This is a genomic window from Pseudoduganella sp. (genome assembly GCF_041914865.1).
GTDB lineage: Bacteria > Pseudomonadota > Gammaproteobacteria > Burkholderiales > Burkholderiaceae_D > Rugamonas.
This window is the reverse complement of record NZ_JAYSCO010000025.1, coordinates 45,360-71,685: the sequence shown is the minus strand read 5'-3', so window position 1 is coordinate 71,685 and position 26,326 is coordinate 45,360. Positions and strand designations below refer to the sequence as shown.

21 protein-coding genes and 1 pseudogene are annotated in these 26,326 nt (G+C 68.4%); 9 read left to right on the top strand and 13 right to left on the bottom strand.

Going from position 1 to position 26,326, the window contains the following annotated elements; translation table 11 throughout:
• Positions 1 to 91: 91 nt before the first annotated feature.
• Both ACE3TQ_RS13760 and ACE3TQ_RS13755 read left to right on the top strand, forming a co-directional pair.
• Positions 92 to 619 carry a hypothetical protein gene (locus ACE3TQ_RS13760; RefSeq protein ID WP_374582818.1) on the top strand — a complete coding sequence of 176 codons (528 nt, stop codon included), beginning with the start codon at positions 92 to 94 and terminating at the stop codon, positions 617 to 619.
• Positions 620 to 763: 144 nt separating this feature from the next.
• Complete coding sequence (locus ACE3TQ_RS13755; RefSeq protein ID WP_374582817.1) at positions 764 to 1,546, top strand: NF038132 family protein; 783 nt, start codon at positions 764 to 766, stop codon at positions 1,544 to 1,546.
• A 56-nt stretch (positions 1,547 to 1,602) separates the two neighbouring features.
• On the opposite strand, the gene ACE3TQ_RS13750 is transcribed toward ACE3TQ_RS13755, so the two are convergent.
• The 5 genes from ACE3TQ_RS13750 to ACE3TQ_RS13730 all read right to left on the bottom strand — a co-directional run bounded on the left by ACE3TQ_RS13750 (position 1,603) and on the right by ACE3TQ_RS13730 (position 7,951).
• On the bottom strand, positions 1,603 to 2,727 hold the full coding sequence (locus ACE3TQ_RS13750) for a chloride channel protein (protein WP_374582816.1): 1,125 nt from the start codon (positions 2,725 to 2,727) through the stop codon (positions 1,603 to 1,605).
• A 94-nt stretch (positions 2,728 to 2,821) separates the two neighbouring features.
• Complete coding sequence (locus tag ACE3TQ_RS13745) at positions 2,822 to 4,201, bottom strand: multicopper oxidase family protein (protein WP_374582815.1); 1,380 nt, start codon at positions 4,199 to 4,201, stop codon at positions 2,822 to 2,824.
• Positions 4,198 to 5,586 (bottom strand): TolC family protein, encoded by a 1,389-nt coding sequence (locus ACE3TQ_RS13740; RefSeq protein WP_374582814.1) that lies wholly within the window; start codon positions 5,584 to 5,586, stop codon positions 4,198 to 4,200. The genes ACE3TQ_RS13745 and ACE3TQ_RS13740 overlap by 4 nt, the downstream gene beginning before the upstream one ends.
• A gap of 72 nt (positions 5,587 to 5,658) precedes the next feature.
• Positions 5,659 to 6,003 carry a hypothetical protein gene (locus ACE3TQ_RS13735; RefSeq protein WP_374582813.1) on the bottom strand — a complete coding sequence of 115 codons (345 nt, stop codon included), beginning with the start codon at positions 6,001 to 6,003 and terminating at the stop codon, positions 5,659 to 5,661.
• A gap of 34 nt (positions 6,004 to 6,037) precedes the next feature.
• Positions 6,038 to 7,951 carry a TonB-dependent receptor plug domain-containing protein gene (locus tag ACE3TQ_RS13730; protein ID WP_374582812.1) on the bottom strand — a complete coding sequence of 638 codons (1,914 nt, stop codon included), beginning with the start codon at positions 7,949 to 7,951 and terminating at the stop codon, positions 6,038 to 6,040.
• A 155-nt stretch (positions 7,952 to 8,106) separates the two neighbouring features.
• On the opposite strand from ACE3TQ_RS13730, the gene ACE3TQ_RS13725 reads away from it, so the two are divergent.
• Positions 8,107 to 8,964 carry an MBL fold metallo-hydrolase gene (locus tag ACE3TQ_RS13725; protein WP_374582811.1) on the top strand — a complete coding sequence of 286 codons (858 nt, stop codon included), beginning with the start codon at positions 8,107 to 8,109 and terminating at the stop codon, positions 8,962 to 8,964.
• Positions 8,965 to 8,983: 19 nt separating this feature from the next.
• Here the strand turns inward: ACE3TQ_RS13725 and ACE3TQ_RS13720 are convergent, their stop codons facing one another.
• Positions 8,984 to 10,417: a M20/M25/M40 family metallo-hydrolase gene (locus tag ACE3TQ_RS13720; RefSeq protein WP_374582810.1), complete on the bottom strand. Its 1,434-nt coding sequence runs from the start codon at positions 10,415 to 10,417 to the stop codon at positions 8,984 to 8,986.
• Between the two features lie 199 nt (positions 10,418 to 10,616).
• Here ACE3TQ_RS13720 and ACE3TQ_RS13715 point away from each other — a divergent pair, with 199 nt between their 5' ends.
• On the top strand, positions 10,617 to 11,057 hold the full coding sequence (locus ACE3TQ_RS13715) for a hypothetical protein (RefSeq protein ID WP_374582809.1): 441 nt from the start codon (positions 10,617 to 10,619) through the stop codon (positions 11,055 to 11,057).
• A gap of 75 nt (positions 11,058 to 11,132) precedes the next feature.
• Here the strand turns inward: ACE3TQ_RS13715 and ACE3TQ_RS13710 are convergent, their stop codons facing one another.
• The gene (locus tag ACE3TQ_RS13710; RefSeq protein WP_374582808.1) at positions 11,133 to 11,816 is read right to left on the bottom strand and encodes a hypothetical protein; all 684 of its coding nucleotides are present in this window, start codon (positions 11,814 to 11,816) and stop codon (positions 11,133 to 11,135) included.
• Between the two features lie 103 nt (positions 11,817 to 11,919).
• Here ACE3TQ_RS13710 and ACE3TQ_RS13705 point away from each other — a divergent pair, with 103 nt between their 5' ends.
• The 5 genes from ACE3TQ_RS13705 to ACE3TQ_RS13685 all read left to right on the top strand — a co-directional run bounded on the left by ACE3TQ_RS13705 (position 11,920) and on the right by ACE3TQ_RS13685 (position 18,828).
• The gene (locus tag ACE3TQ_RS13705) at positions 11,920 to 12,873 is read left to right on the top strand and encodes a protein kinase (RefSeq protein WP_374582807.1); all 954 of its coding nucleotides are present in this window, start codon (positions 11,920 to 11,922) and stop codon (positions 12,871 to 12,873) included.
• Complete coding sequence (locus ACE3TQ_RS13700; RefSeq protein WP_374582806.1) at positions 12,855 to 15,155, top strand: FtsW/RodA/SpoVE family cell cycle protein; 2,301 nt, start codon at positions 12,855 to 12,857, stop codon at positions 15,153 to 15,155. Before ACE3TQ_RS13705 ends, ACE3TQ_RS13700 begins: the two co-directional genes overlap by 19 nt.
• Positions 15,156 to 15,159: 4 nt before the next feature.
• Positions 15,160 to 16,707, top strand: coding sequence for a hypothetical protein (locus ACE3TQ_RS13695; protein ID WP_374582805.1), 1,548 nt, complete (start codon positions 15,160 to 15,162; stop codon positions 16,705 to 16,707).
• A gap of 4 nt (positions 16,708 to 16,711) precedes the next feature.
• The gene (locus tag ACE3TQ_RS13690) at positions 16,712 to 17,188 is read left to right on the top strand and encodes an SH3 domain-containing protein (RefSeq protein ID WP_374582804.1); all 477 of its coding nucleotides are present in this window, start codon (positions 16,712 to 16,714) and stop codon (positions 17,186 to 17,188) included.
• Positions 17,189 to 17,337: 149 nt separating this feature from the next.
• On the top strand, positions 17,338 to 18,828 hold the full coding sequence (locus ACE3TQ_RS13685) for an FHA domain-containing protein (protein WP_374582802.1): 1,491 nt from the start codon (positions 17,338 to 17,340) through the stop codon (positions 18,826 to 18,828).
• Here ACE3TQ_RS13685 and ACE3TQ_RS13680 read toward each other — a convergent pair.
• The 6 genes and pseudogenes from ACE3TQ_RS13680 to ACE3TQ_RS13655 all read right to left on the bottom strand — a co-directional run.
• Positions 18,825 to 19,703, bottom strand: a complete 879-nt coding sequence (locus ACE3TQ_RS13680; RefSeq protein WP_374582801.1) for a pirin family protein — start codon at positions 19,701 to 19,703, stop codon at positions 18,825 to 18,827. The genes ACE3TQ_RS13685 and ACE3TQ_RS13680 overlap by 4 nt on opposite strands.
• A gap of 2 nt (positions 19,704 to 19,705) precedes the next feature.
• Positions 19,706 to 20,104 (bottom strand): OsmC family protein, encoded by a 399-nt coding sequence (locus tag ACE3TQ_RS13675; RefSeq protein ID WP_374582819.1) that lies wholly within the window; start codon positions 20,102 to 20,104, stop codon positions 19,706 to 19,708.
• A 32-nt stretch (positions 20,105 to 20,136) separates the two neighbouring features.
• Positions 20,137 to 22,455, bottom strand: a complete 2,319-nt coding sequence (locus tag ACE3TQ_RS13670) for an SUMF1/EgtB/PvdO family nonheme iron enzyme (RefSeq protein WP_374582800.1) — start codon at positions 22,453 to 22,455, stop codon at positions 20,137 to 20,139.
• Between the two features lie 13 nt (positions 22,456 to 22,468).
• Positions 22,469 to 24,682 carry an SPFH domain-containing protein gene (locus ACE3TQ_RS13665; RefSeq protein WP_374582798.1) on the bottom strand — a complete coding sequence of 738 codons (2,214 nt, stop codon included), beginning with the start codon at positions 24,680 to 24,682 and terminating at the stop codon, positions 22,469 to 22,471.
• 71 nt (positions 24,683 to 24,753) lie between these two features.
• Positions 24,754 to 25,848, bottom strand: coding sequence for a hypothetical protein (locus ACE3TQ_RS13660; RefSeq protein WP_374582797.1), 1,095 nt, complete (start codon positions 25,846 to 25,848; stop codon positions 24,754 to 24,756).
• A pseudogene (locus ACE3TQ_RS13655) lies at positions 25,845 to 26,326 on the bottom strand (hypothetical protein); the annotation flags it as partial. The gene ACE3TQ_RS13660 and the pseudogene ACE3TQ_RS13655, both read right to left, overlap by 4 nt.

Below are 26,326 nucleotides of genomic sequence, written 5' to 3'. Positions count from 1 at the left end.
GTATTTCACTAATCTCAAGGAGAACGACAGCTTCGCTGTCGGCTCCTTCCACTCCTCGCCCTGAAGGACGGGGTTTCTCGGAGCACATCCGATGAAGAACCTGATCCATGCCGCTGCCCTGGCAGCTTTGCTGGCCGGCTGCGCCGGCATAGGCCGCGACGGCTTTTACGCCAACCCGTCCGCTGCCAGCCCTTTTGAAATGTGCAAGACGCTGGCCAACAACGCCCCGGATATGGATTTCGCCAACGCCCTGCGCATGGAACTGGGCCGGCGCGGCGTGGCTGAGGCATCCTGCCCGGAGGTCATCAAAAAGCGCGAGACCATGGTGGCGGTGGGCGTGGCGGCTGGTGTGGTGGCCCTGGCGGTCGCGGCCAGCAAGCACCATGATGTGGAAGTTGGCGTCGGCACCAGCATCTACCTCGGCGGCACTTCCTCCCCCGCGGAACCGGCAGCCGTGACGGACCGCGACTGGGCCTGGGATCAGTACCGTGGCGAGAACGGCAGCGCGATCTGGGCCTGCCGTGGCCTGCAGACGGGCGCGCTGACGGACCCTGAGCGCTGCGCAGGAAAGCCACTGTCCGACACGACCTGGCCCGGCGACAGCTCGCCCTTCCGCTAGCCCTCGCGGACACACCCCGCCGGCATTACTGTTGGCTCGCCTTCCGGAAACTGCTATGGGCCGTACGCGCACGATTGGCACAGGCTTTCGGCGGAAGCGCATAAGCGATGGAGAATGGGGACGGTTCTCCAACGGGGTGGTCAAATGCAAACAAGAAAACTCTTCGTCAGCGCGCTTATCGCGCTCGCCTGGGCGGCGCCTGCCGCAGCGGGCACTTTTGATGGCGGCATCCCCGCCTACTGGGAATGCCGTGGCAGTTGCGGCACGTCCGGCGCGAATGGCGTTGTGCCGCTGGCGCCTGGCGGCGGCAGCGCCTACGGCTGGATCTCGACCTACGGCAGCACGGTGTCGGCCGCACTGCCCGGCGTCGGCAGCGGTGGCGAGGATGTCAATGGCAGCACCTTGCACTCGGTGTCCTTCGATGCCGGCGCCGGGTCCCTGCTCGACTTCCGCTTCAACTATGTCAGCACCGACGGTGCCGGTTTCGCCGATTACGCGTGGGCGCGCCTGCTGGACCAGGACAATGCGCAAGTCGCCATGCTCTTCACGGCCCGCACCAACTCGGCCGGCAACGCCGTGCCGGGCTTTGAGCTGCCCGCGCCGCAAGCGACCCTGACGCCCTTCCCCGTCCCCATCGTCGAAGGCCAGACCGACTGGGCGCCGCTCGGCCCCGACGCGGACGAGTGCTATGACACAGGCTGCGGCGCCACCGGCTGGGTGCGCGCCCGCTACACGATCGCCAGCGCCGGCACCTACCGCCTGGAGTTCGGCGTCACCAACTGGGAAGATGCCGACTTCGATTCCGGCCTGGCGTTCGACGCCATTACGGTGGGCGGTGCACCGCTGCCGATCCCTGAACCGGGCCAGTACGCCATGCTGCTGGCCGGACTGGCGGCGCTTACCGTCCTGAAACGCAGGGCGCGCTAAACTCGATGGCACTTCAATATGCACCGCCGCTGGATGCGCGCGGCCTGGCGGAACGCTTAGGCTGCCGGGTCCCGGCGCTGGGCGCGATAGATGCCTGACTGGCCGGAGAACATATAGGCGACCGCGCAGGCCAGGGCCGCATAGGGACCGATTTCCGGGCCGAACAGCTCCATCGCCATGACGGTGCAGGCCAACGGTGTATTGGCTGCGCCGGCAAACACCGCGACGAATCCGAGTGCCGCCAGCAGCGGGAAAGGCAGATGCAGCAATGGCGCCAGGGCGTTGCCCAGGGTGGCGCCGATGTAGAACAGCGGCGTCACTTCGCCGCCCTTGAAGCCGCTGCCCAGCGAGCCGACCGTGAAGATGAACTTGCCGAGCCAGTCCCACCAGTCGAGCGGGACGCGGAAGGCTTCCACCATCGGGCCGATGCCCAGGCCGAGGTAGCGATGCAGGTCGATACCGATGCCCGCCGCGCCGGACAGGCCCAGCACGGATGCGATCACCAGGCCGCCGACCAGCGGGCGCAATGGTGCGTAGGCAAAGCGCACTTTCATCCATGCCGCCAGGCCATGCGTGGCGGCGGCGAAAGCGCGTCCCGCCAGGCCGAATACGATGCCCGCCGCGAGGATCGCCGCCAGCGCCAGCCAGAGCGAGCCTTCCGGCGCGCCGAGTGGGCCGGCGGCAAAGTGGGTGTGCCCGACGCCCCACCAGCGCGTCACCTGGTCGGCCAGCAAAGCCGCCAGCAGGCAGGGATAGATTGCCCCCAGGCGCATGCGGCCGACGAACAGCACTTCCAGGCCGAAGATCGCCCCCGCCAAGGGCGTGCCGAACACGGAAGCGAAGCCGGCGCTGATACCGGCCATCAGCACCACGCTGCGGTCCTCGCGGCGCAGGCGGAAAACGTGGGTGAGCTGGTCGGCCAGTGCGCCGCCCATCTGCACCGCCGTGCCTTCGCGCCCGACCGAGGCGCCGAACAGGTGCGACACCACGGTGCTGCACAGGATCAGCGGCGCCAGGCGCAGCGGCACCACCTTTTTCGGGTCGTGGATTTCGTCGATCAGCAGGTTGTTGCCGGCTTCCACGCTCTGGCCGACCTGCAGGTACAGCCAGCCGACCGCGAAGCCGGCCAGCGGCAGCAGCCACACCATCCAGCGGTAGGCCTCGCGCCAGGCCGTTGCCACATCCAGCGCCACCAGGAAGAAGGCCGAAGCGCTGCCCGCCAGCAGGGCAACCAGGCTGGCGAGCAGGCTCCACTTCGCAAGGTAGCGCAGTTGCTTAGTGATGGTTGTGCCCCTTGTCCTTGTCGCGCGTTACCTGCACCGGCTTGGCGCCCTCCGGCACCGGCTTGACCGGCGCGGCCACGGCGGGCGGCAGCTCGCCGGTCCATTCGTAGGCGGTGGTGCCTTTCGGCGCCTTGTACCAGCCCGGATCGGAGTAGTCGCCGCGCTTCTGGTCGGGGCGCACTTTCATCACCGTGAACATGCCGCCCATCTCGAGATCGCCATACGGGCCGGTACCGGTCATCATCGGCAGCGTGTTCTCCGGGATTTCCATCTCCATGCCTGCCATGGAGCCGCCCTTGTCGCCCATCACCATATAACCCGGCACCAGCTTGCTGATTTTCTCCGCCACGCCGCGGTGGTCGACACCGATCAGGGTCGGCACATCGTGGCCCATGGCGTTCATGGTGTGGTGCGATTTATGGCAATGGAAGGCCCAGTCGCCAGGGTTGTCGGCGATGAACTCGATGGCGCGCATCTGGCCAACCGCGACATCGGTGGTCACCTCCGGCCAGCGCGCGGTGGGCGGCACCCAGCCGCCGTCGGTGCCGGTCACCTCGAACTTGTGGCCGTGGATATGCAGCGGGTGGTTGGTCATGGTCAGGTTGCCGGCACGGATGCGCACGCGGTCGCCCTGGCGCACGATCAAGGGATCGATGCCTGGGAAGGCGCGGCTGTTGAACGTCCAGATATTAAAGTCCATCATCGTATTGACCTTGGGGACCATGCTGCCCGGCTCGATATCGTAAGCGCTGAGCAGGAACACGAAGTCGCGGTCCACCGCGTGCTGGCGCGGGTCTTTCGGATGCGTCACCCAGAAGCCCATCATGCCCATGGCCATCTGCACCATTTCATCCGCATGCGGATGGTACATGAAGGTGCCGGCGTGCCTGGCCACAAACTCATAGACGAACGTCTTGCCCGGCTGGATGGCAGGCTGGCTCAGGCCCGACACGCCGTCCATGCCGCTCGGCAGGATCTGGCCGTGCCAGTGCACGCTGGTGTGCTCGGGCAGCTTGTTGGTGACGAAGATGCGCACGCGGTCGCCCTCCACCACTTCGATGGTCGGGCCGGGGCTCTGGCCATTGTAGCCCCACATCCTGGCGTACATGCCGGGGGCGATTTCGCGCACCACCGGTTCGGCCACCAGGTGGAACTCTTTGACGCCATCCTTCATGCGCCAGGGCAGGCTCCAGCCGTTCAGGGTGACGACGGGGTTGTACGGGCGGCCGTTGGGCGGCAGCAGCGGCGGTGCGGTGCTTGCGCTGGCTTGCACAGGCGCTTCCGGCAGGCCGGCGGCGCCGGCACGGCTTACCAGGCCGGCGCCGATCAGGGCCGCGGCGCCGTTTGCGAGGAAGGATCGACGGTTACTCATTTTTCTACTCCTTTGCCGCCGACCGCGGCATCCAGGTTCGCGTCCGCGATCCAGAATTCCTTCAGCGCGGTGATGTAATTGTTGACAGCGGCAGTCTGCTCGCGGGCATCGGCCAGCAGCTCGAATACCGACAGCAGCATGCCGTTGTAGCGCAGCAGCGTCTCTTCCGAGATCTTCTGGCGCAGCGGAATGACGACGTCGCGGTAATGCTTGGCCAGCTCGTAGGAGGCTTGGTAGTCCTCACGGCTTTCGCGCGCCTCGCTGCGGGCGTTGACGGCGGCGGCAGCCAGCAGGTTGAGCGACTGCATATAGGTCGCCTCGGCATGCGCCACACGCGCGCCGCCCCAGTCGAACAGCGGCACTTCCAGGGAGATTTCATAGCCGCGCGAACGATGGTCGCCTTCACGCTCGCGGATGGCGCTCAGCTCCAGCACGTTGATGAAGCGCGTCGCCTTGTTCAGGCCCAGCGAGCGGGCGGTGTGCTCGCTCGCCATGCGGGCGGCCTGCACGTCCAGCCGGTCGCGCAGCGCGAGGGCTTCGGCATCGACCACGTTGCGCTGCGCGGCGGGCAGCTCCGGCAAGCGCGCCGGCAGGCGGAACGCGAGGGCCTGCCCGTCCGTTGCCGCGCCGGCCTGGCCGGGGGCGGCGGCCGGGATGCCCAGCAAGCGCGCCAGCTTCTCGCGGCTGGCGGTGGCCGCCTTGCGGGCGCGCGCCACGTCGGCCATGGCGTCGGCGTGGAAGGCCTGTTCGCGCGCCGCGTCGTACTTGCTCCAGTTGCCGGCAGCCTGCATGCGCTTGGCCAGTTCACCGCTCGCTTCGGCGGCGTCGCTGATCTGCTGCGCGTATTCCACGCCCTGCTGCGCGGCCACCGCCTCGATCCATGCCAGGCGCGCCTGGTGCGCCATGCCGACCGCTTCGCCGGCCAGCTCCAGCTTGACCTGCTCGAAGCGCTGCGCCTCGATGCGGCTGGCCAGCGGCATCGTCAGCAGCTGGATGAAATTCAGGCTCAGGGTGCGCTCGATGGCGACGTCGCCGCCGCCGTGGCTGCGCTTGAAACTGAAGCCGGGATTGGCCAGCCGGCCAGCCTGCACCAGCTCCGCCTCGGCGATGCCCAGGTCCCAGTAGCGCGCCTGCAGGCTGCGGTTGTTCAGCAGCGCCACCTGCACGGCGGCGTCGGCGCTGAGCGGTTCGGCCAGCAGCTTGCGCAGCTGGGCGTCCAGCGCACGCTGGTCTTCCTCATTGCGCAGCATGCGCGTGTCGGCGCCGCTGCGGGTTTTGGTGGCTTGCGCGACTGCGCCGAAGCCGCCATCGTTCGAAAACGTGGCGCATCCGGACAGCAGCACCACCGTGGCGGCAGCAGCCGCCAGCTTGAATGCTTGGTTCATGATGTATTTTCCAATGCTAGGTCGTCCTGCGCGGGGATGCAGGATAAGCCGGGCCGCAAAGGCCGGCACGGATCAGGCAAAGGCTGCTCGGGGCGGTCGTTTGGGCAGCGCCAGGTCGACCGGCGCCGGCGGCGCAGGTTCGGCCAGGCGCAGGCGCGTGCCGGGCTGCGGCGCCGTGGCCGCGCGCGGCGTGGCATAGGCCAGCGCGGCACCCAGGCAGCAATCGCCCATGCTGGCGCATTTGGCGCTGCTGCTGCAATCGTGGTGGGAATCCGCCTGCACCGTCATGGCGGAATGATCGTGCCCGCCTGCCTGCGGCGCCGGCATGGCGACGCCGCACAGCTGCATGCTGGCCGCGGCAAAGCCCTGGAAGGGCACAGCCACCAGCATCAGCCAAAGCGCAATGACACGGATCATGGATTTCATGGGCTGCGATATTAACATGAGCGCCTTAGAAGCGGCTTATGAACCTGGCATAAACGCCGCGCCCAAGCGACAGCCGGGGTTCGCTCACCTGGTTGGCGCGGATTTCCTCGTGTTCGCGGTCCAGGGCATTGCTGGCGCCGAGCTGCAGCTCCAGCCCGGGGCGCAGGCGCCAGTTCAGGTTCAGGTCGAGCGCCGTGTAGCCCGGGATATCGGTGAAGCGCAAGCGGCCGACGCGGCGCAGCGTCAGGTCCAGGTCGCGCCCTTCCCCCAGCGTCCAGGAGGAGCGTACGCGCGCGGTATGCACCGGGTCAAAGTTCTCGCGGGTGGAATTGGCGATTTCCTGGACGCCCGGCTTCATCCTGAATTCCTCGTGCATGGCGCTCAGGCCCAGGCCCAGGCGCCAGTCCCGCGCCAGCTGCACATTGCCCCAGGCCTCCACGCCGCGCGTGCTGCCCTCCATATCGTTGGCGATGGTGAACTGCACCGGCAGGCGCACCGCCCTCACCGTGCGCAGCCGGTCGTAGCGCGCGCCGAACAGCGTGACCGAAAAATTGGCGCGGTTGCCCAGCTGCTGCCGGTAGCCCAGCTCCAGCACCTTGGCCACCTCGGACTCGAAATGCGGGCCGGCGCGCAGGCTGACGGCGCCCTGCACGATATAGGTATCCCGGTCCAGCCGCGTCGGCGCGCGCACGGTGCGCGAGAGCGAAGTCCAGAACAGCGCTTCGTCGGTTGCCTTCCATGACAGGCGCAGGTTGGGCAGGAACTCGGTGCCGGTGTAGGCATTGCGCTCCAGGCGCAGGCCCGCGATCAGATTCAGCTGCTCGTTGAGCGAGACGGTATCCTGCGCCAGCAGGTTGGCCCAGCGCAGCGTGGTATGCGGCGGCAGGAAGGCGATGCCGCTGATATTGGTCACGCGGTCGCGCGCGAAACGGTAGCCGCCGCCGAGCGCCAGCGCATGCCGGCCCAGTTGCGGCAGGTTGAAGCTGCCCTGCACATCCAGCACGTCCAGGGTGTCGAGGAAGGCGCCGGTATGCTCGCGTTCCGCATGGTCGGCATACGCCACCAGGCTCCAGCTGACGCCATCGCGCTGCTGGCGCGACCAGTGCGCCAGCAGGTTGCCCCCGCGCAGGCGCGCCTGCGCCGGACGCGGCATCGCCCGCGTTGCCACCTGCCCCTTGCCGCTACGGTAGATATCGCCCTGCAGGGTCAGGCTGTCGTTCCCCATATCCCAGTCGCGCCGGAAGCCGGCCTGCGCAAAGTGCCAGGCATCGCCCAGCGCCGCGCCGGACAAGCGCTCGCCGGACGGCATGGCGTAATCCATGGCATAGGCGCGCCAGGCGCCATCCTTCGCCGCGGCGCCGTGGCTGAGCGACAGGCCGGACTGGTAGGTGCCCCAGGTCGCATCGAGCACGCTGCCCGCCATCGCGGCCGCCGGCTTGGTGATGATGTTGATCACGCCATTCATGGCATTGGTGCCCCACAGCGTACCGCCCGGGCCGCTGACCACCTCGATCCGTTCGATGGACTCCATGGGCAGGTACTGCGCATCCCAGAACACGCCGGAGAACAGGGGGGAATAAATGGAACGGCCGTCGATCATGACCAGCTGCTTATTCGTGCCGTTGCCGGAAAAGCCGCGCGCCGTGATGGCATAGGCCCCGGCCGGCGCCGCCGCCACGTGCAGGTTGGGCGCCAGGCGCAACGCCTCGGGCAGGCTGCGCGCACCGGCGCGCCGCACGTCTTCGGCGGTGATGACGAAGATCGACGCCGGGGCGTCGCCCAGCCGCTCCTCGCGCCGGGAGACCGAGACCACGCGCACGTCGCTCAACTCCTCGAGCGACATATTGGCGAAGTTGTCGGGCGTAGCCGCCCCCTCGCCAGCCCATGCCAGGCCGCCGAATGCCAGTCCCAACCACGGTACACTACACGCGAGACGCATGAAGGGCTCCTTCCGCCAGCACTGCCAGGAAATCTTAGCATGGCGACATGGTGGAGCGCGCACACCAGCTGCTTGCATCGTAAAACGCATAAGCCTCGCCCGCCATATCAGGATTCTTTATAATGGCAGCGCCTGGTTTAACCTATTATTTTGCTATGAAGCCTCAGATCCAGGGTTTTTTCGACCCGAACACGTCGACCGTCAGCTATGTGGTGTATGAAGCGGATGGCAGCGATTGCGCCATCATCGATTCGGTACTGGACTACGAGCCCAAGTCGGGCCGCACCTCCACTGTTTCGGCCGACAAGGTGATCGCCTTCGTGCGCGAACACCGCCTGAACGCCACCTGGCTGCTGGAAACCCACGCCCACGCCGACCACCTGTCGGCCGCGCCCTACCTGCAGGAACAGCTGGGCGGCCGGATCGGCATCGGCGCCGGCATCTGCAAGGTGCAGCATGCCTTCTCCGCCATCTTCAACCGCAAAGGGGAAAAGGAAGACGGGTCCCAGTTCGACCACCTGTTCCAGGCCGACGAAGCCTTCATGATCGGCCGCCTGGAAGCGCGCGCCCTGCACGTGCCGGGCCATACGCCGGCCGACATGGCCTACCAGGTCGGCGATGCCGTGTTTGTGGGCGACACCATGTTCATGCCCGACGTGGGCAGCGCCCGCTGCGATTTCCCGGGCGGCTGCGCCAGCGACCTGTATCGATCCGTGCAGCGCCTGCTCGCGCTGCCGCCGGAGACCCGCCTGTTCATGTGCCACGACTACCCGCCTGCCGGCCGCGCGCCGAAATGGGAAGTGACGGTCGCCGAACAGCGCGCCGCCAACATCCACATCCGCGACGGCATCAGCGAAGCGGAATTTGTCGACATGCGCACCAAACGCGACGCCACGCTGCAGATGCCGGTGCTGATCCTGCCGGCCATCCAGGTCAACCTCAGCGCCGGCCACCTGCCGGAGGAAGAGGACAACGGCGTGCGCTACCTCAAGATCCCCCTCAACGCGCTGTGACAGGCGTCCGGCGGCCGCTTTACTTCTGATCGGGGGCGCGGCCGATCGGGTCGTCGGTGTTGGCGAGGTACCAGCTCAGCGCGGACAGCACGGCGACGTGGCGCTTCATGTTCAGCGGGTCGACTTTGTCGAAGGTGTCCGCTGGGGTATGGTGGTAGTCGAAGTAGGCGCTGGTGTCGACATAGGGCATGAACGATGGCACGCCGCCCGCTTCCAGCTGGTGGACGTCGGCGCCGGAGGCGGAGTCGCGGCGGTTGAAGACACTGGCGCCGATCGGCAGCAGGGCCTTCTGCAGCGGGGCGAAATACTTCTCGGCCTCGCGCCGTACGCTGCCCTGCACGCCGAAGGTGCGGCCCACGCCGCCGTCGCTTTCAATCGCCGCGTACTGCTTCTCCAGCTTGTCCTTGTTGGCCTGGTAGTAGGTATTGCCGCCGCGCAGGCCGTTCTCCTCGTTGGCCCACGCCACCATGCGGATGGTGCGGCGCGGTTGCAGGCCCAGTTGCTTGATCGTGTGCAGCACGCCCATGGAGGCGGTCACGCCGGTGGCATCGTCATGCGCACCGGTGCCCAGGTCCCAGGAATCGAGGTGGCCGGAGACGATCACCACTTCATCCGCCTTGTCGCTTCCCGGCAGGTCGGCGATGACGTTGAAGCTGTCGGCATCCGGCAGGATCTGCGGCGTCAGGGTCAGCTTCAGCTTGACCGGGCCGCGCTTCAGCAGGCGGCCGATCAGCATGGCGTCTTCGGCCGTGACGGCGGCGGCGGGGATGCGCTGGCCGTCCTTCATATTGGTGGCGCCGGTGTGCGGCAGGCGGTAGTTGGCGCCGCCCACCGAGCGCACCAGTGCAGCCACCGCGCCCAGTTCGGCCGCGCGCGCCGGGCCGGTGCTGCGGTAGCGCGAGCCCTGGCCGTAGGCGTTGCCGGCCAGGCCGCGGTCGGCCATGCCCTGGTCGAACACAACGTCGAACAGGACGATGGCGCCCTTCACTTCCGCCGCCCGCGCTTGCAGCTCATCGAAATCCTTGACCAGCACGACCGGCGCGGTCAGGCCGCTGGCCGGGGTGGCGCCGGAGCCGCCGAGTGCGGTCAGCACCACGCGCTGGGTGATGTTGGCGGGACGCCCCTTGTAATCGACCAGCTCACCCTTTTCCTCGCCGCGCACCCAGTGCGGCACTTTCACCGGCTGCAGGGTGACCTTGGCGCCCAGCGCGCGCATGGCGGCGGCAACCTGTTCAACGGCAGCCGCGTCGCCAGCCGAACCGGACAGGCGCGGGCCGACCAGGTCGGTCATATCTTCCAGGCGCTGGTAGGACCAGTCGCTTTGCATGGCGGCGTCACGGATCTTGCCCAGCACGGCTGGGTCGTTCGGGCCGGCAGCGCTGGCGATGCCGGAGAAACCTGCGCCCAGCAGGCAAACAAACAGGGCGGTGAAGGCGGGCTTGCGGAGGTTCATGCGTTTCCTGTGTGAAGGTAAAGTTTCGCTCGGAACTTGAAACAATAGCCGATTTAGAAACGTTCTGCAGGAAGGGCAACTTAACGATACAAATCTTCCGCTACTGTGCAGTTTGTAAGAATGTGTATATGCAGTGGCGCAAGCAATTGTGCGTGGTTAACCTAAGCTCCAAGGATTGACCACAACAAGGGGACTTACCATGTTCAACAAACGTTTTGCCGGGCTGATGCTGATGGGTGCAGCCCTGACCGCCTCCTCCGCCGCTTTTGCAGCCGGCGACCGTGACTTCAACACCGCAGCTGGCGCCGTGCTCGGCGCGGCCATCGGCAGCCAGAATGGCAGCGGCGGCGCCGTAGTGGGCGGCCTGGTAGGTGCGGCAGTGGGCAATGCGCTGAGTTCGGACGGCCGCCATCGCCGCGGTTACGTGCAGACCCGCGTCTACGCACAGCCGGCCCCGGTCTACTACGAACCCGCCCCGGTGTATTACACCCCACCGGCCCGCGTCTACTACCAGCCCGCGCCGCGCGTCTACTACGAACCGGCCCCGGTCTACGTCGAATCGCGCCCGGTCTACTACTACGGCGACCGCCACCACCGCGGCCACGGCCATCGCCACCACCGCCACCACCGCCACGATTAATTGCCAAAAAAATGGGGACGTACCCCATTTAATGGGAAATTTCCCATTAAATGGGGTACGTCCCCATTTTTTTTGTTAGCTGAAGTCGGCGTGGATGCGGGCCATTGGCAGGGCGGATTCGAGCGCCATCCGCATCGCCATTTCGGCATCAATCCTGCCCTGCCCTTTTTCGATGGCTTGCTGCAAGGCGAGCGAGCACATGATCGGCCAGTGCGCTGGATTGTTGCAGAAGCGTGCAATCACAGGCTTCAGCATCGGCCAGAACAGGCGCAGGTAGTCGGCTGGCAGCTGGCGCGCTGCGTGCTGGCCGGGGATGCGCGGGATCCCGAATTCGGGCGTGCCCAGGCTCTTGCCCACGTGGGCCCAGATTTCCGCCGGTTCGGGGAAGTTCATGCAGCCGTTGTGGCGCGCGGCGCCGGCCACCAGTCCCCATACCGAATATTCCATCCCGAACAACAACAGGCTCAGGTCTTCGGCCAGGTAGTCGCGCTGCGGCATGCCGTGGGCGAAGGCGTTGGTGCGGGCGCTGACCTGGCAGGCGAAGCCGGCTAGCGCGCCCAGGGCGCACAGCAGCGATTCCGGGCGGCTGTCGCCGCGCGATTGCAGTTGCTCGGTCACGATGCGCACCAGCTCGCGGCTGCCGGCCTTGGCGCCTTGCAGCGGGTCGAGGCGGGTGCGTTCGATGGCCTGCCGGTGCAGGCTTTCCCGTGCGGCGCGGCGCGGATCGCGGAAAGCGAACAGTTTCTTAAATAATGCCATTCCTGCAACTCCATTCAGTAGTCGAGGCCATATTAACTAATGGCAACGTCTTGGCAAAGTTTTAGTTTCCAACTCCCCCGGCAAGTGTGGCGTGGAGGACACCATGGCGCAAATTGATGACATCATTACATTGGAATTGGGGCAGTACCGCCTGCAGCAGCCAATTGCTGCCTCGGCTTATGGGCTGGTGTGGCGCGCCAGCGGGCCGTATGGTTCGGGCGATGTGGCGCTCAAGCTGGTGAACGCGGCGCAGATGGAACGGGCGGCGCCCGCCTTGCGTTCGCGCTGGATCGCCAGTGCCGAGGCGGAGATCGCCTTCCTGCAATCGCTCGAGCCCTGGGATGAGTGCCATATCGTGCGCTTGCTGGACAGCGGCTGGCACCAGGGTTTGCCGGTGCAGGCGCTGGAGCTGCTGGGCCAGGACCTGGGACGCCATATCGCGGCTTGCGGCGCGCCGTCGCTGGCGCGGGCCCTGGGCTGGATGCGCCAGCTGAACCAGGCCCTGGCCAAGGTGCACCAGTACGGCTGGCGCTACCTGGACCTGAAGCCCGCCAACGTGCTGGTCGATCCGTGGCTGGACCGCGTGAAACTGGCGGATTTCGGCACCAGCCGCCGTCTTGCCGCGCTTGAGCCGCACAGCTATTGCGGCACTGCGCAGTGGCAGGCGCCGGAGCAGTTCTTCCCCGCTGCGGGGGGCGGCTATGCGACCGGCAGCTTCAGCGACTATTTCGCCCTGGGCGCCTTGCTGTTTTATGTGGTGACCGGCGGCGACTCGCTTTCCTATTGCGCGGAGTGCGGCGAGGCGTATCGCGGGCGCCTGGCGGATGGGGCGGCCGACCTGCTGGCGCGCCATGGCGGCGTGCCGGCGACCTTGCTGGCTGCTGATGAGGACAGGTTTGCGGCTGCCTTGCCTGTGGCGGCGCTGGATCCCGCGCTGTCGCTGCTGCGCACTTTGCTGGCGCCCGCGCCGGCGGACCGCCCACGCAATGCGCTGCATATCAGCCGCCTGCTGGATCGCATCCCGGCCTCGGAGCAGCCATGCCTGCGCGCTGCGTGACCGCGCACGATGCGGCGCCAGAGGCGCCGCGCGCGGCGCTGCCGGCATGGCGCGCTTTGCTGGTGCTGCTGGCTTTTCTTGGCTTGCTGCTGCTGGGCGCCCTGCTGCGCGCGCCGGCCATGTGGGCGCCGCATGCGGTGACGCTGCGCCTGGCTCCCGGCCAGGCGGTATCGCTGGAGCCGCTGGCGCCTGTCTCGATCCAGCGCGATGCGAATGGCCGCTGGCTGCTGGCTGCAGGGCCAGGGCAGGCGCGCACGCCGGTCCTGCTGCGTGCCAATGCCGCGCCGGAGAGCCTCGCCACCGTTCCCCTTCCCGCCGCATACCTGGTGCTCCCCGGCGGCAACCGTGTCGAGCGGATGCCAGCGCCGCAAGGTTCGGTGGCCTTCCAGTTCGCGGGCAGCGCCTGGCAGTATGATGGCGCGCGCCTGCTGCGCAATGGCCAGCCCCAGGCTGCCTGTCCCGACGCGCGCTGGAGTGTGCGCCTTGCCGCCTGGTGGAACCGGCTGGCGCCGGCGGCACTCACACTGGCCCGTCCCCTCAGCCTGGGCGGCAGCCTGCATTGCGGGAACCGCATCGGCATTGCCGATGTGTTGCCCGATGCGGCGGCCATCAGCCGTTCAGGCGATGGCACGCTGCGCATGACGGACCTGGAGCATGCCCCCCGGCCGCTGCTGGACGTGCAGTCGATCGCCATCGGTGCCATGCGGCTGCAACTGGACAGCGGGGCCGGCGGGGACGCTGGCGACAGCGTCGATTCCCTCATCCTGCAACCGCAGCGACGCCTGCCGCTGTTCTCGGCGCCCAGCGTGGAGCTGCCGGCGCAAGTCGAATGGCAATGGTCGCGGCGCGCGTTGTGGCCGGCGCTGCCATCCGGCCCGCTGCAGGCGGCGTTCGTGCTGGCGCTCGCCGTGGCGCTGGCGGCCGGCGGGTTGCGGCAGGCGGCCCGCACCAGCCGGGGCGGAACCCTGGCGCAGGCGGCATCCGCCGTTGCGCTGCTGGCGGGCGGCCTGCTGGCCATGGCGCTGCAACGGGCCGGCCAGCCCGCGCCAGCGGCGTTGCTGCTCTTGCTGGCAGCATTGGCGGTCGGCAGCTGGCTGGCCGCGCCCGGCGCACGCACCGTGGCCAATGGCTGTGCAATGCTGCTCCTCGCGGGCGGCCTGCTGGTGCAACTGGAACTGGGGCTGGGCGGCGGCGACCTGCGCTACTTCCAGAAGATGGCCGCCCTGCTGGCCGTGGGGCTGGGCGCATTGGGCTTGTGGCGCCTGGCGCCCGCCGCCTGGCGCGATGCAGCCGGGACGCCGCGCGCTGTCGAGCGTGCCCTGCTCGCCCTGGCGTTGCTGGCCCTGGCGGCGCTGGCCGCGCAGGTGCTGTGGGGCGATGAAACCGGTGTGTTCGACATGCAGCCGGTGGAACTGGCAAAGCTCTCTTTGTGCGCGCTGACCGCGCATTGCCTGGCGCTGCGCTTCACCTGGCACGACGGTCCGCAGTACCAGACCACTGCTGAACGCTGGCTGGCGTTGGCGGCGCCTGTCCTGCTCTTCCTTGCCTTGCTGGCGATGGCCCTGTTGCAGGTGGACGACTATTCGCCGCTGCTCCTGCTGCTGCTGTGGGCTGCCGGGATGGCGCTGGCATATGCCTGCGCCAGCGGCCAGCGCTTGAAGGCGGTGCTGCTCCTGGCGGCCGGCGCGGCGACCCTCGCCGGCATTGGCGCCTTGCGCGATGCCGGCCCTGGCGCCCTGCCCGCCAGCTTCTATGCCGACCGCTTCCAGGTCTGGCTGGCCCCGGGCGAACATCCGCACACGGGACAGCAAGTGCTGCGCGCCGCCGCCGCCATTGCGCAGGGCGGCCTGGCGGGCGCGGACAGCAGCTTTGGCCTGCGCTCGGCCGGCCTGCCGGTTGGCGAGGCGAGCGCCATCCCCGCCGTGCAGGACGACTTCGCGCCCGCGTTCTTCCTCAACCGCCACGGCTTGCTGGCGGCCATGGCACTCTGGCTGCTGCAGGCGGCATTCCTGGCGGCCCTGCTGTGGCAAGCAGTGTGCGCGCAGCGCCAGGCCGTTGCCGCGCGCGCCTACCAGCAGGCCTGGGCGGCACGCTTCCGCTGCTTTGCCCTGTGCGGCGGCGCCGCGTTCGTGGCCGGGCATTTGCTGCTGTCCTGGTCGACCAACCTGGCGATCCTGCCAGTGATGGGCCAGCCCATGTCCTTCCTCTCCGCCGGCGGCAGCCACCTGCTGTTTTTGCTGCTCCCCCTGCTAGGGCTCAGTGCCGCATCCAACGAGGAGTAACACCATGCCCACCTATGTCCAACATGAAGTCCTGGACCGCATTCCAGACGTGTTCAATGCCGAGGCGATCTGGCAGGCGCCCGGTTTTGCCCTGTTCTCGCGCCGCCCGCTACTGCGCGACCTGCTGGAGCGTTCGCCGCGCGAGTTGCGCGGACGCGCGCCGGTACGCTGCTTCTCCCACATCCAGCTGCGCCTTCCGCAGGACGATGTAGACGACGATTACCACCTGACGCGCGGCAACCGCGCGCGCGAACTGGCCGAAACGCTGGCGACACTGCACCAGAAAGACTTCGGCGACCTGCTGGGCAGCGAGGAAGTACGCTACGACGTGGCCGGTGACGAGCAGCTGGCGCCGGGCGAAATCGCCGTGCGCTTCGGCCACGCGGTCTACCTGCCGGCCGGCGGCGAGAAAGCCCTGTTCAACATCGCCACGTCGCGCGACGGCGCGGTGTGGAAACCCGCTTGCGCCGTGTACGCGGGACAGCGCCTGGCCCTGCTGGGCGGCGCGGGCGGGCTGCCGGCGCCGGGCTGGCCTTTCGGCGACCAGGGCGGCGTGCTGCTGGTCAACGACGGCCCGGAGTCGGACCTGGTCGTACAGGTGCGGCCGAAAGAGGCGCTCGATTGCGTGTTCGACGCCAGCCTGGGCGCCTATGCGCTGTGCGCCAAAGGCGGCCACGGACCGCGCCTGCTGCTGAAAGTGACGCGCGCAGCCGGCGCGCCGAGGCAGGCCTCGTCCCAGCCGCCGGCCGCGCCGGCCACACCGGCCTCGCAGGCCGCTCCGGCCGTGTGGCAGCCGCGCAGCGGCCCCGCTGCGGACGAAACGGCGCTGCCGCAAGCCCGCCCGGCGCAGCCACGTACCACGGCCGGGGGGGCGATGCGGCCAGGGGAAAGCGATGCCACGTTCGCACCGGGCGCCTTGCAGCGCCTGACGCTGGTGGCGCTGGCGATTCCGCGCCTGAGCCTTTACCGCAGTACCGGGGCGCTGGCCCTGCACATTCCTTTCGCGCCAGGCCTCGCCATTGGCCGCAATGCCGACGCCGAACGCGCCCTTACCGTCATTGCCGGGGCGGACGACACGCTGTGCGCGGTGTCCGCCGCTGGCCGGCAGGCGATCACCTTGCCGGCCGCCCTGGCGCCCGGGGCATCGCCCGGCCGCACCATCCAGCTGCAGCCGGCGCCGGACAAGATGCGCGACCGCTACCTGGCGCTGCTCACGCTGCCGCAGCCGCTGGCCATGCCCCTGCTGCCGGGCGGTGCGCTGGAATTCGGGCGCAGCATGCCCGCCCTGTCGGCGCTGCGCGTGCTGGACCAGCCGTGGATGCTGGAAGCGGCAACGCCTTCGAGCCCGGATCGCCTCGGCCTTTCGCGCAAGGCGTTCAGCTGCGAGGCGGGGGCGCAGGGCCTGGCCATCCGCCGCCTGTCGGAATCGCAGGTGCTGTACCGGCTGGATGCCGGCATGCAGCTGCTCGGCCCGATCGGCGACGAGGGCTGCCTGCTGGAGGCGGGCCAACACCTGGTGGCCGGCAGCTATGTGCTGCGCTATGAGGGCTGACGGGATGGACGCCTACCTGCCCTTCGCGGCCTACCTGGGCGGGCTGGCCGCGACCCTGGTACTGGCTTGCTACCTGACACCCAGCCGCTGGTGGCACCGGCCCACCCTGCGCAACCTGGGACTGGTCGCCGCCGGCACCTGGTGCATCGGGGCGCTGTTGCTGCAGGCATTCGGCGGCAAGGCAGCCGCGCAGGCCGCGTCCGAACCGGCCGCACCGGCCGCGGCGGTCGCGGCGGTCGCGCGCAGCGCCGCTGCCGCCGATGTGGCGGCGGACAACCGGCCGTTCCGCGTGCACCGGGACTTGAACCTGCGCGTTGCAGCCGGCACCGGCGCGGCGCGCCTGGCGACCATCCCGGCCGGCACCCTGGTCACGCCGACCGGCATCCGCAGCGGCGACTGGTGGCAGGTGCGCGCCGAAACCGATGGCAGGATGCAAACAGGTTGGGCCAGCAGCTTGTGGTTAAGAAGGCAAGCCGAGTGATGCAAAACCATGTCATCCTGCTACTAAAACGTTGCGCTTTGCCCGCAGCGCGAAAACAGGGGTAAAAACAGCCCTGATCAAGGGAACGGCCGGTTGCCAACCATAGGGAAAACCGCGTAAAGTTGCGGTATCCCGACGACCGCCAATCCATGAACAAGTGCTGTAATCCCGACCACCCGCATTGCACCTACTGGGTCATGCCAGGGGAAAGCACGTGCGCGGGCGGCCACGAGCAATCCGCCCAGGCTGGGGAAGGCGGCAGTTTCGGGCTGCTCAGCGCCATGCGCAACGCACGCGGCGGCCCGCAGGCGCCGGCGGCGGCCAGCAGCTATACCGCACCGGCACGGGTCCATCCACAACTGCATATCAGCGGGTTTGACCCGCGCGCGGCGGGCGGCCGCCAGTCGCTGAAGATGGAGCTGCGCGGCATGCCGCAGGATTGCGCGCCGCAGCTGTCCATCCGCCTGCGCTCGGAACTGATCCCGCACGGCGCGCTGCAGCAGCAGTTCATCCGCTCCGTGCATGGCGACTGGCGCCCGGTGTTCGTCGAATTCTCATCGCGCGGCAAGGAGCACGGCCAGTACCAGATCCATGCCGACATCGTCTCCAGGGGCGAACAGGCGCAGCGCCAGTGGGAATGCACATTTGTCATCCTGGTGCCGCGCATCGACGCCAGCCTGAATGAAATCCACCGCACCTTCCTCAGCACCCACAAGAATGTGCGGGTGATGGCGGACGACGCGGCGATCGCGCGCGTTTCCGCCCAGGGCGGCAACACCATGGATATCGACGTTACCGCGCGCAATGCCGGCATCGCCCACCTCGACCTCGGCGCGCCGCCGGGCAAGGTGGACGTCGGCTATTCCACCATCGCCTGGGACGAGGACCTGATCGAGATCGAGCAGCCGCGCAGCGGCCCGACCCACCCGCACCCCACGCTGGCGGCGAGTTTCATCAATGCGGCGCCGGAGGGCGGCGCCTGCCGCCATATCCGCCTGTTCGCGCAGGATGAAATCTGCCTGGGCCGCTTTGAACTGGTCGATCCGGAAGCCGACGCCCTGCTGCAGCATTTCTGCGCCGACGGCCCGGACACGGACGGCCTGACGCGCCGCCTGTCGGGCCGCCACGCCGTGATCCGGCGCGGCAAGCACGGTTTTGAAATCGAGGATGTGTCGCGCTACGGCCTGCTGCTGGATGGCGTGTGGCCCGGCAAGAACAAGCCGGTAGCGCTGCGCACCGGCATGAAGATCGAAATGAGCGCCAGCATCAAGGGCATCGTGCTGCTGGAAGTAAGCGCGGTCATGCCACACGGCGTGATCCTGCACCGCATCGACCATGGCGCGCGCGCCGAATGCTTCGTGCTGCTGGCGCGCGACACCCATCCCGGCTATCCGGTGCCGCGCCACCATGCGCTGCCGGCGGCATCCACCCTGCCCCTGCTGATGCACCACGAGGGCGGCTTCTGGCATATCGACCAGCTGACCGGCAAGGAAACCGCGCTGGCGCCCACGCCCAAGCAGGAGAAGCTGAGCCGCGTCCCGGCGCATACGCGCTTTGCCAGCGATCCGTATCCGGAACACTGGATCATCCGTAGCGGGACGACCGCGCACAGCACGGTCGCCGCCCACGCTACCGCTTAAGCCGCAGGCTTTTTCGGCAAGGGAATGAATTCCGTTTCGCCGGGCACTTGCGGGAAGCGTTGCGCCTCCCAGTCATCCGCCGCCTGCAGCAGGCGCTCTTTACTCGACGAGACAAAGTTCCAGAACAGGAAGCGGTGTCCATCCAGCGCGTCGCCGCCGATGATGACGAACTGCGCGTCGGTCTGCGCCGTCACACGCTGCGACGCCGAAGTGTCGAGCAGCGCCATCATGTGCTGCGGCACCGGCGCGCCGTCGATCTCGAGCGCGCCGCTGACCGGATAGACCGCCGCTTCGGGCGGCAGGCCGGTCAGGGCCAGCTGCTGGCCGGCCTGCAGGCTCACGTCCAGGTACAGGGTGTGGCTGAACGCTTTGACCGGCGAAGTCTGGCCGAAAGCGGAGCCGATCAGCACCCGCACCTTGGCGCCGTCCACCTCCAGCTCCGGAATGGCGCTGGCGGGCGTGTGCTGGAAGGACGGCTCGTCTTCCTCGTGCGCCTTGGGCAGCGCGCACCACAGCTGCAAGCCGTGCGTGCGGTGCGGCACGCCGACCAGTTCTTTCGGCGTGCGTTCCGAATGCACGATGCCGCGCCCGGCCGTCATCAGGTTGATGGCGCCCGGTTCGATGCGCTGGAAGGTGCCCAGGCTGTCGCGGTGCTCCATCGCCCCTTCGAACAGGTAGGTCACGGTGGACAGGCCGATGTGCGGGTGCGGCCGCACGTCATGGTCGGCGTTGGCCGGGACATCGACCGGGCCGAAATGGTCGAAGAAGATGAAGGGACCCACAGCCTGCTTGACCGCGGCCGGCAGGTAGCGGCGCACGATGAAGCCGCCGCCCAGGTCCTTCTCATGGCCTTTCAGGAGATGCGCGATTGTCATGGTTATCCCAGCTGGGTGGTGATCTCGGTGGTGACGGCGGTCATCAGCTTGTGCACCGGGCACTTTTGCGCGATGGCCAGCAGTTCCTCACGCTGTTCGTCGCTCAGCGCGCCGCTCAGGTGCAGCGTGGCGGCCAGGCGGTAGACACCCTTGCGCTCCTCGCTGGCATCGCGCTCGGTGGTGACTTGCACATCCTCGACCGGAATGCCTTTGCGGCGCGCGTACCAGACCACGGTGAGCGCCTTGCACGCGCTGACCGCGGCGTCGTACAGGTCGTGCGGCGACGGGCCGGCGTCGTTGCCGCCCTCTTCGACCGTGCCATCAACGGAAACGATATGGTCGCGCACATGCAGGATGTGGCGCATTGGGAGCGATTGGTCGCGGACTACTTTTACAGTCATCATGGTTCCTGATGGTTAAGACATAGCGCAATTTACACCAGTTTGCGCGCCACGCGGAAGCCCACCACGTCATTTGCCAGCAGGGCCGAGTAACCGTTGCGCAGCGCTGCCCTCAGATAGCGCGGCTGGTACAGCCACGCGCCGCCGCGCAGGATGCGGCGCGCCTGGTCGCCGCCCTGCTCCCAGGCGCTGCCGTCGACCGGGGCGCCAAGGTAGTTTTCGTGCATGGTGTCCTGCGTCCATTCCCACACATTGCCGTGCATGTCGAACAGGCCCCAGGGGTTGGGCTGGTAGCTGCCGACGCGCGTGGTGCCGCCATGGCTGCTGCCTTTCGGCCCGTTGTTGTAGGTGAAATGGCCGTCGTAGTTGGCGTGTTCGGGCGTGATCTCGTCGCCGAAACTGAAGGCGCTGCGGGTGCCGGCGCGGCAGGCGTACTCCCATTCCGATTCGCTCGGCAGGCGATACAGCTGGCCGGTCTTTTCGCCCAGCCACTGCAGGTAAAGCTGGGCATCGTGCCAGGTGACGCACACCACCGGGTGCCGCTCGTCCTGTTTGAAGCCGGGCGCCTGCCAGTCCACATCGAGCTTCGATTCCCAGCCGGTGGCCTGCACGAAGGTGCGCCATTCGCCGACCGTGACCGGGTAGCGCCCCAGCGCAAAGGACTGTTCGATGCCGACCCAGTGCGCCGGCAGCTCGCGGTCGAGCCAGGCTTTCTGCGCGCCCGCCTTCACCGCAATCGAATGCTCGTACTCGGTCGACCCCATCTGGAAGCGGCCGGTGGGGATCAGCACCAGGTCGGGACCGACGCCGCTGCCATCGAGGAAGCGGTCGCGCAGCACGCCCTCCGCATCGGCCACCGGGCTGCTGGCGGATGGCAGCAGCGCCGCCAGTTCGGCCGCCTTGCGCGCGGCCTGCTCCTTGCGGTGGCGCTCCTGCTCGGCGCGGTAGGCTGCTTCCGCCTTGAGCTGGGCCAGCTTGCGCTGGCGTTCTTCCTCGGCCTGACGCGCCTTCAGCGCGTCGGCATCGCGCCGCGCGATAAGCTGCTGGCGCAGGCGCTCCTTGCGTTCGCGCGCTTCCTGCTCCGCCTGCTGCTTGCGCTGCTTTTCCTGCTCGCGCCGCAGCTGGTCCTGGCGCGCCTTTTCCTGCGCGGCGGCCAGGGCATCGGCTTTGCGCCGCGCCGCCAGTTCCGCCTCCTGCAGGCGGCGACGCTCGGCCTCCTCGGCGCGCGCCTGGGCGTCGGCGCGGGACTGGGCTTCGCGCGCGGCGCGTGCCTCCTTCTCGCGCTGTTCCGTTGCCGCCCGCTCCGCGCTGCGTGCCGCCTCGCGCGCTGCCTGTTCTTCGGGGCCGGGTTCGCCCGCTTCCTGCAAGGCATCCAGCAAGGCTGCCGCCGACGGCTGGCGGTCCTCGGGGCGCATGGAGAGGCCGCGTTTCAGCACCTGCCATTGCTGGGCGGTGAGCGCCGCGGGCGGCGCCGGCTCCAGCAGGGCTGTCGCGGGACATTCGAACGGCAGTCGGCCCTCCAGCAGCTGGTAGACCATGACGGCGACGGCGTACACGTCCAGCTGCGGGCGCGGCACGCCCTGGCTGGTGCCCGATTCCGGCGCCCGGTAACCGGCGGTGCCGGCGTTGGGAATGGCCATGCCCAGGTCGGTGCCGGTGCTGCGCGCGCGCGACGCGATGCCGAAGTCCAGCAACTTGATTTCGCCGGCCTTGGTCAGGAACACATTCCCGGGCTTCAGGTCGCGGTGCACCAGGCGGTGCTTGTCCCAGGCGTATTGCAGCGCATCGGCCACCGGGCGCAGCATGCGCTCGACCTGGGCCGGGGTGGCCTTGCCATGCTCGGCCAGCCAGGCGTCCAGGTCCTGTCCTTCCAGGCATTCCATGATGATGAAATAGCTGGAGGTGGCCGGGTCCTGCGCCCATTCATAGACGCGCACGATATTGTCGTGCGCCAGGCGGCGCGCCTGGGTCGCTTCTTCGATCAGCAGCTTGGCGTGGGCCGGGCTTTGCGTCAGCTGGGGCGGCAGGATCTTCAGCGCCACCACGGCGCTGTGGCCCAACTCCGCATGCGTGGCCAGGTCGGTCGCTTGCCACACCTGGCCCATGCCGCCCATGCCGATCAGGCGTTCGAGCCGGTAGCGCCGGTTGTGCGGGCCGATCTCCTGGCCGGCCATCAGGCCAAGTTCGGTGCCTGCCCGCACGCTGGCGGCAACGGGCGGCGCGCTGCCTCCCGGGGGCGCGTACTCGGCATCCAGGATAGCGTTCTTGCGCCGGTCGAACTCTTGCAGGCTTAACAGGCCGTCGTCGTGCAGTGCACGCAGTTCGCGAATCTTGTCTCTTGCTGTCTGCATCTTTTGTCTTGCTTTACCTCGCTATCTGCGTGCCGCATTCCGGGCAAAACCGGGCGGCGCCGGGGACGCTGTGGCCATTCGGGCAGCGGCGCGGCTCGTCCGGCGTAATGGCCGGCGCCGGCGCCGGTGCCGGCACTGCGCGCGCGCCCTGGGTGCGCAGCAGGTCCAGCTGGTGCTGGCGCTCCTTGTCGCCGCTGCTGTCGCGGTAGGCCCGTTCATCCTGTACCTCGCTGCGCGCCAGGCGCATGGCCTCCGCCGCGCTGATGCTGTTCTCGGCCGCCACCACGCCGGCCAGCGCCTGCAGCTGTTCGGGCGACATGCCGGCCTGGGTTTGCTGGCGCATCAGGCGCGACAAGGCTTCGGCATTGGGCGTGGCGGCCAGCGCGATCTTGGCCGTATCGCTCATGCGGCCGATCGATTCCAGCCGTTCGATGTCGATACGGGCCATGGCGGCGGCATGTTCCTGTTGCGAGACCATGCTTTCATATTCGATCTTCCAACGGTTGAAGCGTTCCTCGCGCTCGACCTCCATTTTCTTCAGCGCCTGCTGCCAGTGCGCTTCCTGGTCGCGCAGCTTCAGCTGCAGGCGCTGCTCTTCGACCGCCACCTGGTCCAGCATGGCTTGCTGGGCCAGAGCTTGCGCCTGGCGCTGGTGCAGGCCATCCGCCTCCACGGTGCGCAACAGCTTTTCGTGCTGGGCGATGGCTTCGGCGGTGGCGCCGCTGCGTTTCAGTTCATCCAGGCGGGCGGTGATCTCGGCCACGTGCACGCTGGCGCCGGCGTCCTTCGCTTCTTCGCCGCGCGCCATCTCGCGTTTGCGCGCAAGGTGCTCCTGCTCCTCCCATTCGTGGATGCGCTCCGCTTCGCGGTGGCGGGCGGCGTTGGCCAGCGCAATGCCCTGGAAGCGCGCGCGGTGGTGCTCGGCTTCGATTTCCTGTTCGCGCTGCTTCGCTTCCGTTTCCGCCTGGCGCAGCATCTGCAGCTGCTTGCGGCGATACTCTTCATCCTCGATCGCCAGTGCCGACTGGATGCGGTGCTGCAGCTGCTGCTGGTACAGCAGGTGCGAGAAGCGCTGGCGCGCCAGGGCCTTCTCTTCCATGCCGGCCTGCTGCGCCAGTTCCATCTCGGTGCGCATCTTGATCTGCGCCAGGTGGCGTACCTGGTCCCATTCGGCCGCTTCGCCCACCTGCAGCGATTTGCGGCGCGCCAGTTCGTGCTCCAGGTCCGCCAGCGCGGCACCAGCGCCGCGCTCGAAGGCCTGCTTGCGGGTCTTGGCTTCCAGGATGCGGCCGTACAGGTCGATTTCGCGCGCGCGGATTGCCAGCATCTGCTCCTCGGCTTCCTGTTTCAGCTCGGCGCGGCGGTAGTCGCTGCGCATTTTCTGCTCCTGGCGCCAGATCGCCTGCCATTCCTCTTCGTCGTACAACTGGTCGAGCTGCTTGACGTGCTCCAGTTGCAGCTGGCGCTCATCGGCGACCAGGAACAGGCTGCCGACGCGCTCGCGGTTGTTGTCGTACTTATCATGGCGCAAGGCCAGCGTTTCGACCTGCACCGCCGCCAGGCCGAATTCGGCCAGGCGCTGGCGCAGCGCGCTGTGCAGGCGCTCGTTGAGCTGTTCGCGCAAGGCCGAGGTATTGGCCATGTCGCGGATGGCGCGGCCGCCCAGGAACTCGGCGGCCACCTGGCGCACCGAGGGCGCCAGCAGGTCGTGCAGCTGCAGCGTTGTGACGGTGCCGGGAACGGTCATGAAATGCTGGGCGAAGGCGGGTACGTTTTCCACCTGCAGCCCGACAGTAAAACGCGCCGCCAGCTTCAGGAACTCTGCGGTATGCAAGTCGGTAAAATTGAACTCCACCGGCAGCGGCGTGGTGCGCGTGATCAGGATTTCGCCGTGCTGGTCGCGCAGCAGGTTGTTCAGGCGCGTGAAGAAGCCTTCCAGCTCGTATTCGCCTTGCGGCACTTCCGTGGCCTGCCCGCCCTGCAGGATGTAGGCGCGCGTGGTGGCCGGCACGCGCAGGGTCTTGGTGAAGATGCCGGACAGCTGGCGCACGCCGAAATACACCGCCAGCTCGTCGTTGGCGGGGATCCAGCGGTTATCGCGCAGCACAGGTTCGCTGCGCGGCGCGCCCAGCGTCAGGCCGCACTGGTTGCAGTAGCCCGATGTGTCGCCGTTGCGGTGCTCGCAGCGCGGGCACTTGACGCCGCCCAAACCAAACATCTTGAACATTTCCTACTCCTTGTTTGTCCCAGCGCTAGCTGATTGTAGCAAAGGCAACCTGTTGCCGCTTTGCGCACGATTCATATCCATCCCAGCTTTTCCACGCAAGCGAGCGAGGCGCCTTTGCTGCGCAGTGCGGCACGGTAGCCGGGCGGCACCGCCGCTTGCCATGCCTGGGGCAGCAGCACGCGGTCGCCGGCGCGAGCCTGGTCCAGGATCAGCGCCAGCTTGGGCTGCAGCCCCTCCACCGCCTCGACGCGGCCAGCGTGCCAGGCATTCGAACTGCCGGTGGCGATGACGCGGCCGCGCGGCACGAATTCGCGGCCGCGCGCCAGGCGGTCGGCCATGACCAGGGCGAACTGCCAGGACTCGCCATGCAGTCGGTCCTGGCCGAAGCGCACGGCGGTCTTCCAGCGGCCCTGCCCTTTCCCGTCGAAATGGCGCGCGCCGGACAGGGTCTGGCGCACCGACTGCTGCAGCGCGAGGTCGAGCCCGGGCGCGGCGATGGTCGTTTCCTCCTCGTGCGCTTCACCGGCGGGCAGCGGACGGATGCTGACTTCCACCCACGCCAGCGTATCGTTGATGCCGCCGCTGTGCAGCGGGAACCAGGCGCGCGCGCTCGCAATGCCGGCGCGCGGATGGGCGTGGCCGGTCAGTTCGCCGAGGTGGCTGATGGCGTGCGGCGCCCACGGCTGGCTGCCCGCGCTGGCCACGCTGCCTGCAAGTGCGCCTAGCCAGGCCGTGCCGGCGGCCGGCTCGGCGCCGGTATGGGCGAGCAGCAGCGGCCAGGCCTGCGCCGGGTCGCCGCAAACGTCACCCTGCTGCCAGTTGTCGGACCAGCCGGCGGCCACCGGCGATGTGGTTGACGGGCGCCATACGCCGCGCACCATGCGGTCCGCCAGGACGGCGGCCAGTTCCCAGTTGCGGTCTTCCGCCGCCGGCGTGGCGTCGATGCCGAGGACGACCTGGTCGCGGCTGTCGAAGCTCGGTTCGGTCAGGCGCGCCAGGCGCACGGCGGCCTGCATCGCTTCGCCCAGGGCCGGTGCGCCGGGCACCACGCATTTGACCTCGGCCCGGTTGCCGCGCGGGCGGCGCGTGGCGCTGACCGTGGCCAGGCGGCCATCGGCGAGGATGGTGCGGCATTCGGCGCTGCTGTCGTGCGGTGCGGCGTTCATGGCTGTATGGCGCGGCGCTGGGCCAGGCTGTATTCAAGGTTAGAGAGCATGCGGTCCGTTTCGTCCAGGCGCGCGGGGTCCAGGCCGCAGCGCATGGCTGCCAGCAGCGCCCAGCCTTCGTCCAGCGCAGCCTGCGCGGACTGGGCGTGCATGGCGCGCAGCTGCTGCACCTGCGCTGGCAGGCGCTGGCCGGGCGCGGCGTGGGTCAGGGCTGGCATGGTGCTGGCGCTCAGCGCCGCCAGCTTGAGGCGGCGCAGGGTGTCCTGCAAGGGCGCGAAGCTGCCGTCGCCCTCCTTCATCGGCAAGGCGCGCAGGCCGGCCGCCAGCGCGGGCAGCTCGAGGAACAGGCGGCGCAGCGCGGCGGCATCGGCTTTCGACGGGTCGCCCCCGGCCGCGCCCCCCCCCCCCCCGGCGGGGGGGCCGGGGCCGGGGCCCGGGCCGTGCGCCCAGCCGAACCCAACAACCCCCACCCCAACCC